The 15,039-nt window shown below is 73.3% G+C and carries 13 protein-coding genes; 11 read left to right on the top strand and 2 right to left on the bottom strand.

Annotated elements, in window-relative coordinates:
* The first annotated feature begins 47 nt into the window (after positions 1 to 47).
* From hutI to ACIQUT_RS19980, 5 genes are all read left to right on the top strand, one after another.
* Positions 48 to 1,226, top strand: coding sequence for an imidazolonepropionase (hutI, locus tag ACIQUT_RS20000; RefSeq protein WP_403564251.1), 1,179 nt, complete (start codon positions 48 to 50; stop codon positions 1,224 to 1,226).
* 114 nt (positions 1,227 to 1,340) lie between these two features.
* On the top strand, positions 1,341 to 2,051 hold the full coding sequence (locus ACIQUT_RS19995; RefSeq protein ID WP_403564250.1) for an LPXTG cell wall anchor domain-containing protein: 711 nt from the start codon (positions 1,341 to 1,343) through the stop codon (positions 2,049 to 2,051).
* A gap of 17 nt (positions 2,052 to 2,068) precedes the next feature.
* Positions 2,069 to 3,094: a hypothetical protein gene (locus ACIQUT_RS19990; RefSeq protein ID WP_403564249.1), complete on the top strand. Its 1,026-nt coding sequence runs from the start codon at positions 2,069 to 2,071 to the stop codon at positions 3,092 to 3,094.
* On the top strand, positions 3,091 to 4,116 hold the full coding sequence (locus tag ACIQUT_RS19985; protein WP_403564248.1) for a neocarzinostatin apoprotein domain-containing protein: 1,026 nt from the start codon (positions 3,091 to 3,093) through the stop codon (positions 4,114 to 4,116). Before ACIQUT_RS19990 ends, ACIQUT_RS19985 begins: the two co-directional genes overlap by 4 nt.
* A gap of 14 nt (positions 4,117 to 4,130) precedes the next feature.
* Positions 4,131 to 5,438, top strand: a complete 1,308-nt coding sequence (locus ACIQUT_RS19980; RefSeq protein ID WP_403564247.1) for a hypothetical protein — start codon at positions 4,131 to 4,133, stop codon at positions 5,436 to 5,438.
* A gap of 78 nt (positions 5,439 to 5,516) precedes the next feature.
* Here the strand turns inward: ACIQUT_RS19980 and ACIQUT_RS19975 are convergent, their stop codons facing one another.
* Positions 5,517 to 7,037 carry a peptide MFS transporter gene (locus ACIQUT_RS19975; protein WP_403564246.1) on the bottom strand — a complete coding sequence of 507 codons (1,521 nt, stop codon included), beginning with the start codon at positions 7,035 to 7,037 and terminating at the stop codon, positions 5,517 to 5,519.
* Positions 7,038 to 7,533: 496 nt separating this feature from the next.
* On the opposite strand from ACIQUT_RS19975, the gene ACIQUT_RS19970 reads away from it, so the two are divergent.
* Positions 7,534 to 8,211 carry a response regulator transcription factor gene (locus tag ACIQUT_RS19970; RefSeq protein ID WP_215139424.1) on the top strand — a complete coding sequence of 226 codons (678 nt, stop codon included), beginning with the start codon at positions 7,534 to 7,536 and terminating at the stop codon, positions 8,209 to 8,211.
* 16 nt (positions 8,212 to 8,227) lie between these two features.
* Complete coding sequence (locus ACIQUT_RS19965) at positions 8,228 to 9,493, top strand: ATP-binding protein (RefSeq protein ID WP_403564245.1); 1,266 nt, start codon at positions 8,228 to 8,230, stop codon at positions 9,491 to 9,493.
* 87 nt (positions 9,494 to 9,580) lie between these two features.
* Here the strand turns inward: ACIQUT_RS19965 and ACIQUT_RS19960 are convergent, their stop codons facing one another.
* Positions 9,581 to 10,108 carry a GtrA family protein gene (locus ACIQUT_RS19960; RefSeq protein ID WP_403564244.1) on the bottom strand — a complete coding sequence of 176 codons (528 nt, stop codon included), beginning with the start codon at positions 10,106 to 10,108 and terminating at the stop codon, positions 9,581 to 9,583.
* A 236-nt stretch (positions 10,109 to 10,344) separates the two neighbouring features.
* Here ACIQUT_RS19960 and ACIQUT_RS19955 point away from each other — a divergent pair, with 236 nt between their 5' ends.
* From ACIQUT_RS19955 to ACIQUT_RS19940, 4 genes are all read left to right on the top strand, one after another.
* Complete coding sequence (locus ACIQUT_RS19955; protein ID WP_403564436.1) at positions 10,345 to 11,463, top strand: 5-(carboxyamino)imidazole ribonucleotide synthase; 1,119 nt, start codon at positions 10,345 to 10,347, stop codon at positions 11,461 to 11,463.
* On the top strand, positions 11,460 to 12,011 hold the full coding sequence (gene purE, locus ACIQUT_RS19950) for a 5-(carboxyamino)imidazole ribonucleotide mutase (RefSeq protein WP_403564243.1): 552 nt from the start codon (positions 11,460 to 11,462) through the stop codon (positions 12,009 to 12,011). Before ACIQUT_RS19955 ends, purE begins: the two co-directional genes overlap by 4 nt.
* A complete protein-coding gene (locus tag ACIQUT_RS19945; protein WP_403564242.1) occupies positions 12,008 to 13,222 on the top strand; it encodes a dipeptidase in 1,215 nt (404 codons plus the stop codon). The genes purE and ACIQUT_RS19945 overlap by 4 nt, the downstream gene beginning before the upstream one ends.
* Before the next feature lie 570 nt (positions 13,223 to 13,792).
* Positions 13,793 to 14,887 carry a membrane dipeptidase gene (locus ACIQUT_RS19940; protein ID WP_403564241.1) on the top strand — a complete coding sequence of 365 codons (1,095 nt, stop codon included), beginning with the start codon at positions 13,793 to 13,795 and terminating at the stop codon, positions 14,885 to 14,887.
* Positions 14,888 to 15,039 lie beyond the last annotated feature (152 nt).

The raw sequence follows: 15,039 nt of genomic DNA, 5'->3' as shown, positions 1-15,039 counted from the left end.
ACAGCGGGAAGGGGCGGGGTGGGGGGAGACACCTCTGAGAGGAAGCCATGACCACCACCCTCGTCACGAACATCGGCAGCCTGGTCACCAACGACCCCGCCCAAGGCGACAACACCCCCCTCGGCCTCATCCAGGACGCCGCCGTCGTCATCGACGGCGACACCGTCGCCTGGGTCGGCGAGGCGGCCAAGGCCCCGTCCGCCGACACCGCCTTCGACGCGCAGGGCCGAGCCGTCATCCCCGGCTTCGTCGACTCCCACTCCCACCTCGTCTTCGCCGGCGACCGCACCGCCGAGTTCAACGCCCGCATGTCCGGCCGCAGCTACTCCGCCGGCGGCATCCGCACCACCGTCGCCGCCACCCGCGCCGCCTCCGACGCGGAGCTGGAGGCCAACCTGGTGCGCCACCTCGACGAGGCCCGCCGCCAGGGCACGACCACGTTCGAGACCAAGTCCGGCTACGGCCTCACCGTCGCCGACGAGGCCCGCGCCCTGCGGATCGCGGCCGAGCACACCGAGGAGGTCACCTACCTCGGCGCGCACATCGTCTCCCCGGACTACGCCGAGGACCCGGCCGCGTACGTCGACCTCGTCACCGGCGAGATGCTGGAGGCCTGCGCCCCGTACGCCCGCTGGGTCGACGTGTTCTGCGAGAAGGGCGCCTTCGACGGCGACCAGGCCCGGGCGATCCTGACCGCGGGCGCCGCCGCCGGCCTGATCCCGCGCGTCCACGCCAACCAGCTCACCTACGGTCCCGGCGTGCAGCTGGCGGTCGAGCTGGGCGCGGCCTCCGCCGACCACTGCACCCACCTCACCGACGCCGACGTCGACGCCCTCGCCCAGGCCGCGGACACCACCGTCGCCACCCTGCTGCCGGGCGCCGAGTTCTCCACCCGCGCCCAGTGGCCCGACGCCCGCCGGCTGCTGGACGCGGGTGCGACGGTGGCGCTGTCCACCGACTGCAACCCGGGGTCCTCGTACACGAGCTCCATGCCGTTCTGCATCGCGCTCGCCGTCCGGGACATGCGGATGACCCCCGACGAGGCCGTCTGGGCGGCCACCGCCGGCGGCGCCCGCGCGCTGCGCCGCACCGACATCGGCGTGCTCACCGCAGGTGCCCGCGCCGACCTGGCCCTGCTGGACGCCCCGAGCCATGTGCACCTGGCCTACCGGCCCGGAGTGCCGCTGGTGTCGGCGGTCTGGCAGCGGGGTGTCCGCGCGGCCTGATCCGCCGCGCCCGATCCGCGCGTCCTTTGTCTTCCCCTTGCAGGGTCCCGGGCGTACCTTGTGGCCCCAATCTGATGTGTCGTCAGTAACGTGCGGCCCGAGGGGAAGACGAAGGTGCCCAACCGGATACGCTCCACCGCGCTCGCGCTGGCCGCCGCGCTGGCCGGATCGGCGGCCCTGCTGACCGCGGCTCCCGCGGCGCACGCCGACGTCGTCGACGTCGCCTACGACTGCAAGACCCCCATCGGGGACAAGTCCGCCGTCTCGCCCATCGACATCAAGGCCGTCAAGCAGGGCGACGGCTACAAGCTGACGATGTCCTTCCAGAAGGGCGTCTCGTCCAGCCCCATCGAGCTCGGCACGGGGGCGATGAACCCGAGCGCGGTCATCGTGCTCGGCGGCGCGGACCAGGGCTCCGTCCCGGTCTCGGGCCCGGCCAACGCCGAGGCGATTCCCCCGAACACCCCCATCAAGATCACCGACCTTTCGGGCACCTACACCCCGAAGAAGGCCGGCAAGGTCACCTTCACCGCGGGCGTGCTCACCATCAAGGCCATGGGGACCACCACCACCTGCACCCCCGGCAACAGCCCGAAGCCCTCCCTGGAACTGGACGTGACGGCCGCCGCCGGACCGGGGACGGGATCCGGCTCCGGGTCCGGTTCCGGGGGCGCAGGTTCCGGGGGCGCCGGGGTCGACTCGCTCCCGCAGACCGGTCCCGCCGACTCCGTCACCGCGCTCGGCACCCTCGGCGGCACCGTGCTCCTGTCCGGCGCCGCCGGCCTGCTCTGGCTGACCCGGCGCCGCCGCCAGGCCCGCACCTGAACGGAGCACCCCCGGCCATGCCCGTGCTCCCCGCCCGCCGCCGCGGCCTGCTCGCGCCGCTGATCCTCGCGGTCACGGTGCTGTACGCCGCCGCAGCCGCCCCGGCGGTCCCGGCAGCCGCCGCCGACGAGCCCGACTGGACGGCCGCCCCCGCCGCGGGCGGCACCGGCAGCGCCCGCCCGGCCTTCTACCTCGCGGGCGCGCCCGGCACGGTCCTGGAGGACCGCCTCGCCCTCGACAACCCCTCCGACCGGGAACGCACCCTCACCCTGCGCGGGGCCGACGCCCACAACACGGCCGACGGCGGCCTCGCCGTGCGTCCCGCCGCGGACACGGCCGGCGGCGGCTCCTGGATCAGCTTCGGCACGGCGGCCACCGTGAGGATCCCGGCCCGCACCCGCGCGGTCGTCCCCTTCACCGTCACCCTGCCGCCCGCCGCCCTGCCCGGGGACCACCCGGCCGCCGTCGTCGCCGCCGAGGCCGGCGGCCGCGAGGCCGGCGTACGGGTCCACCTGCGCGTCGGCGGCCCGGCCCTGGCCGCGCTGACCGTCGAAGACGTCTCCGTACGCGGCCGGGGCGCCCGCGCCGAGGTCGGCTACACCCTGGTCAACCGCGGCAACGTGACCCTCGCCCCCGGCCTGTCCCTGCGGGCCGAGGGGCTCCTCGGCACGGTACCCGGCCGCCCGCACCGCGCCCTGCCGCTGGAACTGCTGCCCGGGCAGCGGGTCCGGCTGTCCGAGCCGTGGCCCGGCGCGCCCCGCCTCGACGACGTCGACCTCACGCTGACCGTCACCGCCCCCGGCGCCGCCCCGGCGAGCGCCCGCGCCTCCGCCCGGCTCGCGCCGTGGGGGACCGCCGGGTGGGCGGGCGCCGTGCTGCTCGTCCTCGGCGCGGCGGCCCCGGCCGCGCTGCCCCTCGTCCGCAGACGGCGGGCCCGGCACGGACCGCCCGCGCCCGCGGAGCCCGTACGGGAGGCCGGCCGCACACCGGACCCGGACCCGGACCCGGACCCGGACCACGAGCTGACGGGAGCAACCAGGTGATTGGCACGATCGGGGCCCGGCTCGCGGCAGCGGCGGCGCTGCTGCTGTGCCTCCTCGCACTGGCCCCCGGCGCCACCGCGACCCCGGCGGCGGCCGCCGAGGACAAGCCCGCCGTCGCCCTCTCGCTCCAGGAGGCCGCGAAGGGCACCGAGATCACCGTCACCGGCACCGGCTGGCGCGCCAAGACCCTCGTGATGCTGCTGCTCTGCGGACAGAACATGATCGGCGGCACCAACAGCTGCGCCAACGCCGACGGCGCCGCGGTCTCGACCGGCGACGACGGCCGGTTCACGGCCCGGCTCGCCGTCGTCGCACCGCCCAAGCCCTGCCCCTGCGTCGTGAACGTCACCTCGGTGGGCGGGGACCAGGCCACCGTCGCCGCCCCCCTGAAGATCACCGGCCATCCGGTGGCCGAGCTGCCCGCGGAGCCGGGCACCCCGCGCCTGGCCATGCTGAGCGGGGTCCGGCTGGCCGGCGAGGACGGGATCCTGACCTGGTTCGGCGCCCCGCCCGCCCGTACGTTCACCGTCACCGTCGGAAACCTCGGGCCCGCCCCCGTCAAGGACCCCGTCTTCCAACTGGGCACCGCGCACGGCGTGCTCGCACCGCTGTGGGAGGAGGTCCGCTGGAAGGGCACCATCCCGCCGGGCGGCAGGGCCGAGGTCCGGCTCGCCGTCACCCTGGCCGCCGGCGCCCACGGCGACCACACGGTCTCCCTCAAGTACGGCGACACGGTCGTGGCCACGCAGCCGTGGCGGGTGTCCCGGCCGTACGGGGTGCTGCTGTTCTGGGGCCTGCTCCTGCTGGTGGTCCCGGCCGGGCTGTTCCGCGCGGGGATGGCCGTCGTGGGCCGGGTCCGCCCGTACCGCCCACCGGCCGGACCGGCACCGGCACCGGCACCGGCACCGGCCACCCCTGCCGGGACGGCCACCACGACCACCACGGCGGCCCTGCCGTGGTTCACCGCACCACAGGCGTCCGCACCGTCTGAGCACAGTCCGACGACGAAAGGACACACGTGAAGACCCAACGGAGGGTGAGTGCGGCCGCGGTCGCGCTGCTGTTCGGCGGCGCGGGCATCCTGCTGGCGGCCGGCCCCGCCCAGGCGGCCGAGGTCTCGTACAAGGTGGAGTGCATCCCGCCGGCGGGAGGCGGCGGCCCGGTCCAGGGCACGACCACGGTGTCGATCACCGCGCCGGCCACGGCGAAGGTCGGCGACGAGGTCGAGGTGGTGTGGAAGACCGTCAAGCCCGCCTCGAACAACACCGACCTGATGGACCTGGGCAAGGACACCGTCAAGCCGACCGGCTGGGTGAAGCTCGCCGGTGCGCTCGGCGCGGAGGTGAAGCTGGAGGGAGAGCGGAAGAACCCGCCCATCCCGAAGAACGCGCCCATGGTCATGTCCGACATGAAGGGGAAGGTCAAGCTGACGAAGGCGGGGGACGTGACGATCAGCCCCGGCAAGTACGACGTCGACTTCAGCGGCTTCGTCACGCACTGCTCGCCCAAGGAGGCGGCCGGCACCGCCGCCACCATCAAGGTCACCGACGGCAGCAGCACGACCGGCGGCTCCACGACCGGCGGCTCCACCAGCGGCGGCTCCACCAGCGGTGGAAGCACGAGTGGCGGCTCGACCAGCGGCGGCAGCGGCAGCAGCAGCACCGGGGGCGGCGGCAGCGGCAGCGGCGGCGGAGGAGGCCAGACCGACTTCCCGGGCAAGCCCGTCGAGGTCGCCTTCGACTGCGGCGCGGTCGTCCCCGGCGGCATCAAGACCCCGGTCACCATCAACGCCAAGAAGAACGGCGGCAGCTTCGACCTCACGGTCAAGACCGCGAAGGGCGCCATGGCCAGCCCCATGGCCCTCCCGGCCGGCGCCCTCAAGCCGTCCATGAACATCAAGCTCGGCGGCGCCGACAGCGGCACGGTCAAGGTCACCGGCCCGGCCAACGCGGAGCCCATCCCGGACAAGGCCCCGGTCAGCCTGAGCGACATGACCGGCACCTACAAGCCGGGCAAGACCGGCAAGGTGACGCTGAGCCCGGACCAGCTGACCATCGACGTCACGATGACTCCGGGCTCCACGCCGATCAACGTGCCGTGCAAGGCGGTCAGCAGCGCCGTCTCCCTGGAGCTGGACACCAGCGCCCAGCCCGGCGGCTCGGGCTCCCCGACCACCGGCGGCTCCGGCACCGCGGGCTCCGGCACCTCCGGCGGCCTCGCCGACACCGGCGCCGGGGACGAGGGCGGCATCCGGGCCCTGGCCCTGGTCGCCGGCACGGTCATCCTCCTCGGCGCCGCCGTCTTCACCTTCACCCCCTGGCGCCGCCTCCGCAGCCCCCGCTGACGGCGCCCCGCAGCAACGCGAACGGCCCGGCACACCTTCCGGTGTGCCGGGCCGTTCCACCCGACGGGCGGGGACGCGTCAGTTCACGTCGCCCATGAGCGCGTTGACCTTCTTGCGGTACATGTAGATCGCCAGACCGGCGAGCACGGCGGCGGCCGCCTGGAAGACGATCACACCGACGCCGTCCAGCTTCACCTCGGCGAGGCCGAGCAGACCGGTGATGCAGTCACCGGCGGTGACGGCGAGGAACCACACGCCCATCATCTGGGAGGCGTACTTCTGCGGCGCCATCTTGGTCGTGACCGACAGACCGACCGGGGACAGGCACAGCTCGGCGAGGGTGTGCATCAGGAAGATGAGCACCAGCCACCACATGGTGGCCTTGGTGTCGCTGCCGGCGACCTGGCTCAGCGGAATGGCGAACACGAAGAACGAGGCGCCGACGATGACCAGGGCCACCGAGAACTTCACGATGGTGCTGGGCTCGCGGTTGCGGCGGGCCATGGCCACCCACGCGGCGGCGAAGATCGGGGCCAGGGCCACCACGAAGAGCGGGTTCAGCGACTGGAACAGAACGGTCGGGACTTCCCAGCCGAACAGGCTGCGCTCGGAGTTCTTGTCACCGAACAGCGAGAGGGTCGAACCGCCCTGGTCGTAGATCATCCAGAACACGGCGGCGGCCACGAAGAACCAGATGTAGGCGCTCATCTTGGTCTGCTCGCCGGCGGACAGGTCCTTGTCGCGCTTGATGCGCACGAGGACGGCGACCGGGATGATCAGACCGGCGATCGTGATCGGGTACAGCGCCCACTTGATCGTGAACATGTCCGCTGCGACCACGGCGCCGTAGAAGACGGCGATGACGGCCGCGACGACGGCGACCTTGATGAGCACGGCGGTGCGCTCGGCCGGGGTCAGCGGGTTCGGGACGAGGCTGCTCTTCGGGTTCAGGGTGCGGCCGAACGCGAGGAACATGCCCAGGCCCAGGCCCATGCCGATGGCGGCGAGCAGGAAGCCGAGGTGCCAGTTGACGAGCTCGCCGACCATGCCGATGCCGAGCGGCGCGAGGAGGGCACCCGCGTTGATGCCGATGTAGAAGATCGTGAAGCCACTGTCACGGCGCGGGTCGTCCGCCCCCTTGTACAGGTGGCCGACCATCGTGGAGATGTTGGCCTTCAGCAGACCCGAGCCGACCGCGACCAGCAGCAGGCCGACGAAGAACGCGATCTGGCCGGGCAGGGCCAGCGACACGTGGCCCACCATGATCACGACGCCGGCGACGGTGACCGTCTTGCGGGCGCCCCAGACGCGGTCGCCGAACCAGCCGCCCGGCATGGCCATGAGGTAGACCATGGCCACGTACACGGAGTAGATGGCCGTGGCCGTCGCCGCCGTGAAGCCGAGGCCTCCGCCCTGGCTGCCGGTCGCGGCGTCCACACCGCCGGAGACCAAGTACAGGACGAGGAGCGCACGCATGCCGTAGTAGGAGAAGCGCTCCCACATCTCGGTCATGAACAGCGTGGCCAGGCCGATGGGGTGGCCGAGGAAGGTCCTCTCGTGAGCTGCGCTCGGCGAGGCCTGCGTCAGGCTGGAAGCCATGTCGATCCTTGCTTGCTCGGGACGCCTGGCTTCGTGAGCCGGTCGGCGCCCGGTGGGGGTTGGCCGGAACCGGCGGCGGTGTTCCGGCCCCACGCCCCGGGGTCTCGCACCTGCCGCGGAGGGCGGGGGGGCGAGGGAACTTCCGCAACCGGGATCCACGCCCTCGCTCGCATCGTTCGCGTACGGGGCCCGGCCCACAGGTCGTCCACTGTCACCGAAGCCGATCGGGGAAGTCGTCAAGACCCCCTGACCAATCCGGACAGAATTGAGACCTTTGGCTCGGATTTCGGCGCAAAGGTCCCGGAGGTGGTGCATCAGGCGTCTCGCCACCATACGACACGACCGTGCAGCATATGAAAGGACTTGAGAGATGGATCACAGGAGGATCGGGAACCGTTTCGGCATTTTCGAAGACAGCCTTCACGCATAAGTCCAGTTGGAAAGGGGTGTGCGGGCCCGCCCCTGCGGATCGCCGCCGCGGACTACCATCACCCACATGACGCGTGTACTGCTCGCCGAGGACGACGCATCCATTTCCGAGCCGCTGGCCCGCGCCCTGCGCCGGGAGGGGTACGAGGTCGAGGTCCGGGAAGACGGCCCCACGGCCCTGGACGCGGGACTGCAGGGCGGCGTGGACCTCGTCGTCCTGGATCTGGGCCTGCCGGGAATGGACGGCCTGGAGGTCGCCCGCCGACTGCGCGCCGAGGGCCACGGCTTCCCCATCCTCGTACTCACCGCCCGCGCGGACGAGGTCGACACCGTGGTCGGCCTGGACGCCGGCGCCGACGACTACGTGACCAAGCCCTTCCGCCTCGCCGAACTGCTGGCCCGGGTCCGGGCCCTGCTCCGGCGCGGCGCCAACGAGACGGCCCAGCCGCCCGCCACGCACGGCGTGCGCATCGACGTCGAGTCGCACCGCGCCTGGATGGGGGAGGAGGAGCTCCAGCTCACGGCCAAGGAGTTCGACCTGCTGCGGGTCCTGGTCCGCGACGCCGGCCGCGTCGTCACCCGCGACCAGCTGATGCGCGAGGTCTGGGACACCACCTGGTGGTCCTCCACCAAGACCCTCGACATGCACATCTCCTGGCTCCGCAAGAAGCTGGGCGACGACGCCGCGAACCCGCGCTACATCGCCACCGTCCGCGGCGTCGGCTTCCGCTTCGAGAAGAGCTGAGCGACCTCCCCCAGCCATGCGCCGCCGTCTGATCAACTCCACGCTCGCCGTCGTGCTCGTCGTGATCGCCGTCTTCGGGGTCTCCCTCGTCATCGTGGAGACCCGCACGATCACCAGCAGCGCCCAGGACCGCATCGAGTCCGAGGCGCTTCGCCTGGTGGGCATCGTCGAGGCGAACGTCCTGGAGCGCCGCCCCGTCGACTCCGACGCGCTCGCCGAGCAGCTCGACCCCGGCCGGTACGCCCGGATCACCGTTCCCGGGCAGCCGGCCGTCGAGGTCGGCGAACGCATCCCCGACGACGTGATCCGCGGCACCGCCAAGGGCGAGCAGGGCGAGGTCGTGGTCGTCGAGGAGTCCCGGGCCACGGTCACCCAGGAGGTCGTGCGGACGCTGGCGGTGGTCGGCGCCGTCGCCCTGCTGGCCGTCGTCGCCGCCGTCCTGCTCGCCGTACGCCAGGCCAACCGGCTGGCCTCCCCGCTCACCGACCTCGCCGAGACCGCAGAACGGCTGGGATCGGGCGACCCCCGGCCCCGGCACCGCCGGTACGGGGTACCCGAGTTGGACCGCGTCGCCGACGTACTGGACTCCAGCGCCGAGCGGATCGGCCGGATGCTGACCGCCGAGCGGCGGCTCGCTGCAGACGCCTCCCACCAGCTGCGCACCCCTCTCACCGCGCTGTCGATGCGGCTGGAGGAGATCACGGTCACCGACGACCTGGAGACCGTCCGCGAGGAGGCGACCATCGCCCTCACGCAGGTGGAGCGGCTCACGGACGTGGTGCAGCGGCTGCTGACGAACTCGCGCGACCCGCGGACCGGCTCGGCCGTCCCCTTCGACCTGGACGAGGTCGTCAAACAGCAGGTGGAGGAGTGGCGGCCGGCCTACCGCAGCGCCGGCCGGGCCATCGTGCGCTCCGGGAAGACGGGCGTCCGGGCGGTCGGCACGCCCGGCGCGGTCTCGCAGGTCCTGGCGACGCTCGTGGAGAACGCCCTCATGCACGGCGGCGGCACGGTCGCCCTGCGGACCCGGGTCGTCGGCAACCAGGCGGTGCTGGAGGTCACGGACGAGGGGCCCGGCGTCCCGCCCGACCTCGGCAACCGGATCTTCGAGCGGGCCATCAGCGGCCGCAACTCCACCGGCATCGGCCTGGCGGTGGCGCGGGACCTCGCGGAGGCCGACGGGGGCCGGCTGGAGCTGCTCCAGGCGCAGCCGCCGGTGTTCGCGCTGTTCCTGAGCCGGACGGAGCCGGGGCGCAAGGAGCCGGAGAAGACGGTCCGCTGAGCGTGCCGGCGGGCCCGGGCCGCCGGGGCTGCCGCCGGGCCGCCGGGGCTGCCGCAGGGGCCACCGCAGGGAATCCCGCTCCCGCCGTTACTTGCCCGCGGGCTCCGGCGCCGGTTCGGCCGCGGCGGCGGCGGGGCGGGCGCGGCCGTCACCGCGGGCGGCTTCGGGCGCGTGCGCCGGGAGGGCCTTGAAGACCCAGGTCCGGTACGACCAGAACCGGAAGACGGTGGCGGTGCCGATGCCGATGAACTTGAACAGGTTCGTCGCGAGCCGGCCGTCCCAGCCGAGCCCGTACGTCGCGGCGTAGAGCACGCCGTTCTCGATCACGAGCCCGATCAGGCTGAACGCCAGGAACAGCGGGAGTTCGCGCGAGTTCCTCGAATGGGCGCGGTCCCGATAGGTGAAATACCGGAAGCCCATGTAGTTGGTGAGGATCGCCACGGCGGTGGCTATCACGCTGGCCCGCACCACCTGCAGGTCCGTCGTGTGCCGGATCAGGTTGAAGACACCCAGGTTGACCAGCACGCCCAGGCCTCCGACGGCCCCGAACTTGGCGATCTCGCGCGCGAGCCCGCGTACGCGTTCGAGAGCGGATACCTGCTCCGGCGTGCTCATCTAATGGTCGGTCCTGTCCGTCGCCGCCCCCGCGCGGGAGCGTCACTCGCTTCTCGGTCGGCCCACCCATGCTAAGTGTCACCCCATCGGGTCGTCTGTGCCCTCCGGCACTGTGGGTTCCTCCAGCCCCACGACGCAGGGCGCACAGGATGTTGCTACGAGTACGGAGCGGCCCCGCGTCCGGATCGCGGAAAACCGGCCGATAGTCTGGAGGGGTGACGTTCCCGGTAGTCGGCATGGTCGGCGGCGGTCAGCTCGCCCGTATGACCCACGAGGCGGGCATCCCCCTCGGCATCAAGTTCAAGATCCTCAGTGACACTCCGCAGGACTCGGCGGCCCAGGTCGTGAGCGACGTCGTCATCGGCGACTACCGCGACCTGGAGACGCTGCGCGCCTTCGCCCGCGGCTGCGACGTGATCACCTTCGACCACGAGCACGTGCCCACCGAGCACCTGCGGGCCCTGGAAGCGGACGGCATCCCCGTCCGGCCGGGCCCCGATGCGCTGGTGCACGCCCAGGACAAGGGGGTGATGCGCGCCAAGCTCGACGAGATCGGCGCGCCCATGCCCCGCCACCGGATCGTGCGCGATCCGGCGGACGTGGCGGCGTTCGCGGCGGAGGGCGACGGTTTCCCGGTCATCCTCAAGACCGTGCGCGGCGGCTACGACGGCAAGGGCGTGTGGTTCGTGCACGGCGAGGAGGAGGCGGAGGCCCCCTTCCTGGCGGGCGTGCCGGTCCTGGCGGAGGAGAAGGTCGAGTACGTCCGCGAGCTCGCGGCGAACATCGTCCGCTCCCCGCACGGCCAGGCCGTGGCCTACCCCGTGGTCGAGTCCATCCAGGTGAACGGCGTGTGCGACACGGTCATCGCCCCCGCCCCGAACCTCTCCGAGGAGCTCGCCGGCGAGGCCCAGGCCCTGGCCCTGCGCATCGCCAAGGAGCTCGGCGTGACCGGCCACCTGGCCGTGGAGCTCTTCGAGACCGCCGACGGCCGCATCCTCGTCAACGAACTGGCCATGCGCCCGCACAACAGCGGCCACTGGACCCAGGACGGCGCCGTCACCTCCCAGTTCGCCAACCACGTCCGCGCGGTCCTGGACCTCCCCCTCGGCGACCCGCGCCCCCGCGCCCGCTGGACGGTCATGGCCAACGTCCTCGGCGGCGACTACCCGGACATGTACGCGGCATACCTGCACTGCATGGCCCACGACCCGCAGGTCAAGATCCACATGTACGGCAAGGACGTGAAACACGGCCGCAAGGTCGGCCACGTCAACACCTACGGCGACGACCTGGACGATGTGCTGGAGCGCGCACGCCACGCTGCCGGCTACCTCCGAGGGACGATCACCGCATGAGCACCCCCAGCACCGAGGGCACCGCCCCCACCCCCGTCATCGGCATCGTCATGGGCTCGGACTCCGACTGGCCCGTCATGGAGGCCGCCGCCCAGGCGCTCGACGAGTTCGAGATCCCCTACGAGGTCGACGTCGTCTCCGCGCACCGCATGCCCCGCGAGATGGTCGAGTACGGCGAGCAGGCCGCCGACCGCGGCCTGAAGGCGATCATCGCCGGCGCGGGCGGCGCCGCCCACCTGCCCGGCATGCTCGCCTCCGTCACGCCGCTGCCCGTCATCGGCGTGCCCGTCCCGCTGAAGTACCTCGACGGCATGGACTCCCTGCTGTCGATCGTCCAGATGCCCGCCGGGGTTCCCGTCGCCACCGTCTCCGTCGCCGGGGCCCGCAACGCCGGCCTCCTCGCCGTACGGATGCTCGCCGCCCACGACCCCGAGCTGCTCGGCCGGATGCGCGACTTCCAGCAGGAGCTGAACGACCAGGCCACCGAGAAGGGCAAGCGGCTGCGGGCCAAGGTCGCCGGCGCGGAGTCCTTCGGATTCGGCAAGTGAGCGCCGCGGCCCAGGTGAGCGCCGCGGCCGCGGACCGGCTCGCCCAGGCCCGCGCCCTGCTCGCCGAGCACCCCGTCGTCGACGGCCACAACGACCTGCCCTGGGCCCTGCGCCAGCAGGTGCGCTACGACCTGGCGCGCCGCGACCTCGCCGGCGACCAGTCCGACCACCTGCACACCGACATCCCCCGGCTGCGCGCCGGCGGGGTCGGCGCCCAGTTCTGGTCCGTCTACGTCCGCTCGGACTACACGGGCGACCAGGCGGTCAGCGCCACCCTGGAGCAGATCGACGCCGTCGCCCAGCTGATCGACCGTTACCCGGCCGACCTGGTGCGGGCGCTGACGGCGGACGACATGGAGGCGGCCCGCGCCGACGGCCGGATCGCCTCCCTGATGGGAGCCGAGGGCGGCCACTCCATCAACAACTCGCTGGCCACCCTGCGCGCCCTGCACCTGCTGGGCGTGCGGTACATGACGCTCACCCACAACGACACCATCGACTGGGCCGACTCGGCGACCGACGAGGCCCGCCACGGCGGCCTGACGGACTTCGGCCGCGAGGTCGTCCGCGAGATGAACCGCATCGGCATGCTCGTCGACCTCTCGCACGTCGCGACGACGACGATGCGGGACGCCATCGAGGCCTCCACCGCGCCGGTGATCTTCTCGCACTCCTCGGCCCGGGCCGTCTGCGACCACCCGCGCAACGTCCCCGACGACGTCCTGGAGCGGCTGCCCGCCAACGGCGGCGTGGCGATGGCCACGTTCGTGCCGAAGTTCATCCTCCCCGCGGCGGTCGAGTGGACCCTCGCCGCCGACGAGAACCTCCGCGCGCACGGCTTCCACCACCTCGACACCACCCCCGAGGCGATGGCCCTGCACCGGGCCTTCGAGGCCGGGCACCCCCGCCCGGTGGCCACCGCCGCCACGGTCGCCGACCACCTCGACCACATGCGCGAGGCCGCCGGCGTCGACCACATCGGCATCGGCGGCGACTACGACGGCACGGCCTTCACCCCGGCCGGGCTGGACGACGTCGCCGGCTACCCGAACCTCATCGCCGAGCTCCTCCACCGCGGCTGGTCCCGGGCCGACCTGGCCAAGCTGACCTGGTCCAACGCGGTACGGGCGCTGCGCGACGCGGAAGCGGTGTCGCGGGAGCTGTCGGCGTCCCGGGGCCCCTCCAACGCGGTGCTGCACCCGGCCCCGTAACCGCGGCACCCGCCGCCCGACCGCGGGAGCGGGGCGCGGGGCTGCGGGCGCCGACCGGGCTCCGCCCGAACCTGTTCCGGGCGCTTCGCGCCCGGTGCGCTCAAACTCCCCCGGCCACCGCTGGGAGGTGCCCCCAGCGCGGCTGGATTTTTCCGCTGCACGGCATTCCCAGCCCCGCCGACACAACCCAGCGCGCCGGCACCATCCAGCCCTGCCGACACAATCCGGCGCGCTGCCACAATCCGGCGCGCCGGCACCATCCAGCCTCGCCGGCATTTGAGGCGCGGGGTTCGCGGGCGGAGCCCCGAAAGCTCCAGCCTCGCCGACGCAGGGTCGGGGACGGAGCCCACAGAATGCCGGGCCGCGGCCGCCGACTCGCCCGGCAGCACGGCGCCGACCCGCCCGGCAGCACGGCGGCGGGCCGCTCGGCAGGGCGACGGCGGGGCTGTGACCTGCGGGTTGACCCGCGGCATACACCCGAACGCCACATCCGCCGGGCGACCGGGGCGCCCGGCGTGTCACGGTGGCAGCAGCTCTCCCTGCTGCCGCCGCCGAGACCGGAGCGAATCCATGGCCGACCTGCAGGACGAACCGCACGCCGGGAATCCCGCGTACACGCTCGACACGGCCCCCGCGGGCCCCGGCTCCGTCGGGGCCGAGGACCTGCCCGCCGTGGTGCCCGCCGCCTCCCTCGAACGGGCCGCCGCGCTGCTGTCCGTCCACCCCGTGGCCGATGGGCACAACACCCTCGTCTGGACCCTGCGCCAGAGCCCGTACCACGACATCGACACCACCGACCCGGGCGTCGACACCGACATCCCCCGGCTGCGCGCAGGCGGGGTCGGCGCCCAGTTCTGGTCGCTGATGATGCCGAGCGAGGCCGCGGTCCCCGACCAGGTGGTGTCCGACACCCTCGAACAGATCGACGCCGCCCGCGCCTTCGTGGGCCGCTACCCCGACAGCCTCTGCCTGGCGCTGACCGCCGACGACATGGCCGACGCCCGCAACCGCGGCCGCATCGCCTCGTTCCTGGGGCCCGTACCGGGCCGCACGCTCACCGACTCGCTCGGCGTGCTGCACGCCTTCCACGCGCTGGGCGTACGGATGCTCGCACCGGCGGGAGCGCCCTGGGCGCAGGAGGGCCTGACCGCCTTCGGCCACGAGGTGGTCAGGGAGGCGAACCGGCTCGCGATGCTGCTGGACCTGACCGGCTGCCCGCCGATGGTGGCCTGCCGGATCGCGGGCGCCTCCAAGGCCCCCGTCATCGTCTCCCACACCGCGGCGGCCGCCCTGAACGACCACCCGGGCAACGTCACCGACGAGGTGCTGCTCGCGCTCCGCGCGGCGGGCGGCCTCGCGATGGTCACCTTCGACTCCGCGCAGACCGGGGACTCCCTGCACGCGGTCGCCGACCACCTGGAGCACCTCCGGGCCGTCGCCGGCCCGCACTGCGTGGGACTCGGCGCCTCCTTCGGCACCGAGCACGGCACCCCGCGCCCGACCGGACTGACCGACCCCTCCGGCTACCCGCGGCTGGTCGCGGAACTCCTGGACCGGGGCTGGCCGGAGTCCGACCTGTCCCTGCTGACCTGGGGCAACGCCCAACGGGTGCTGCGCGACGCGGAGTTCACGGCCCGAGCCGCCCACCACCGCAGACCCCACTGAACGAACCACCCCGCGGTCAGGGGCGCGGGGAACTGCGCGATCAGCCCGCACCGGCCCGCGGTCAGGGGCGCGGGGAACTGCGCGATCAGCCCGCACCGGCCCGCGGTCAGGGGCGCGGGGAACTGCGCGATCAGCCCGCACCGGCCCGCAGG

The sequence above is a fragment of the Streptomyces sp. NPDC090445 genome (genome assembly GCF_044769385.1).
In the GTDB taxonomy this organism is placed as follows: Bacteria; Actinomycetota; Actinomycetes; order Streptomycetales; family Streptomycetaceae; genus Streptomyces.
Note: the sequence above shows the minus strand (reverse complement) of the source record. Positions and strands in the feature narration are given on the sequence as shown.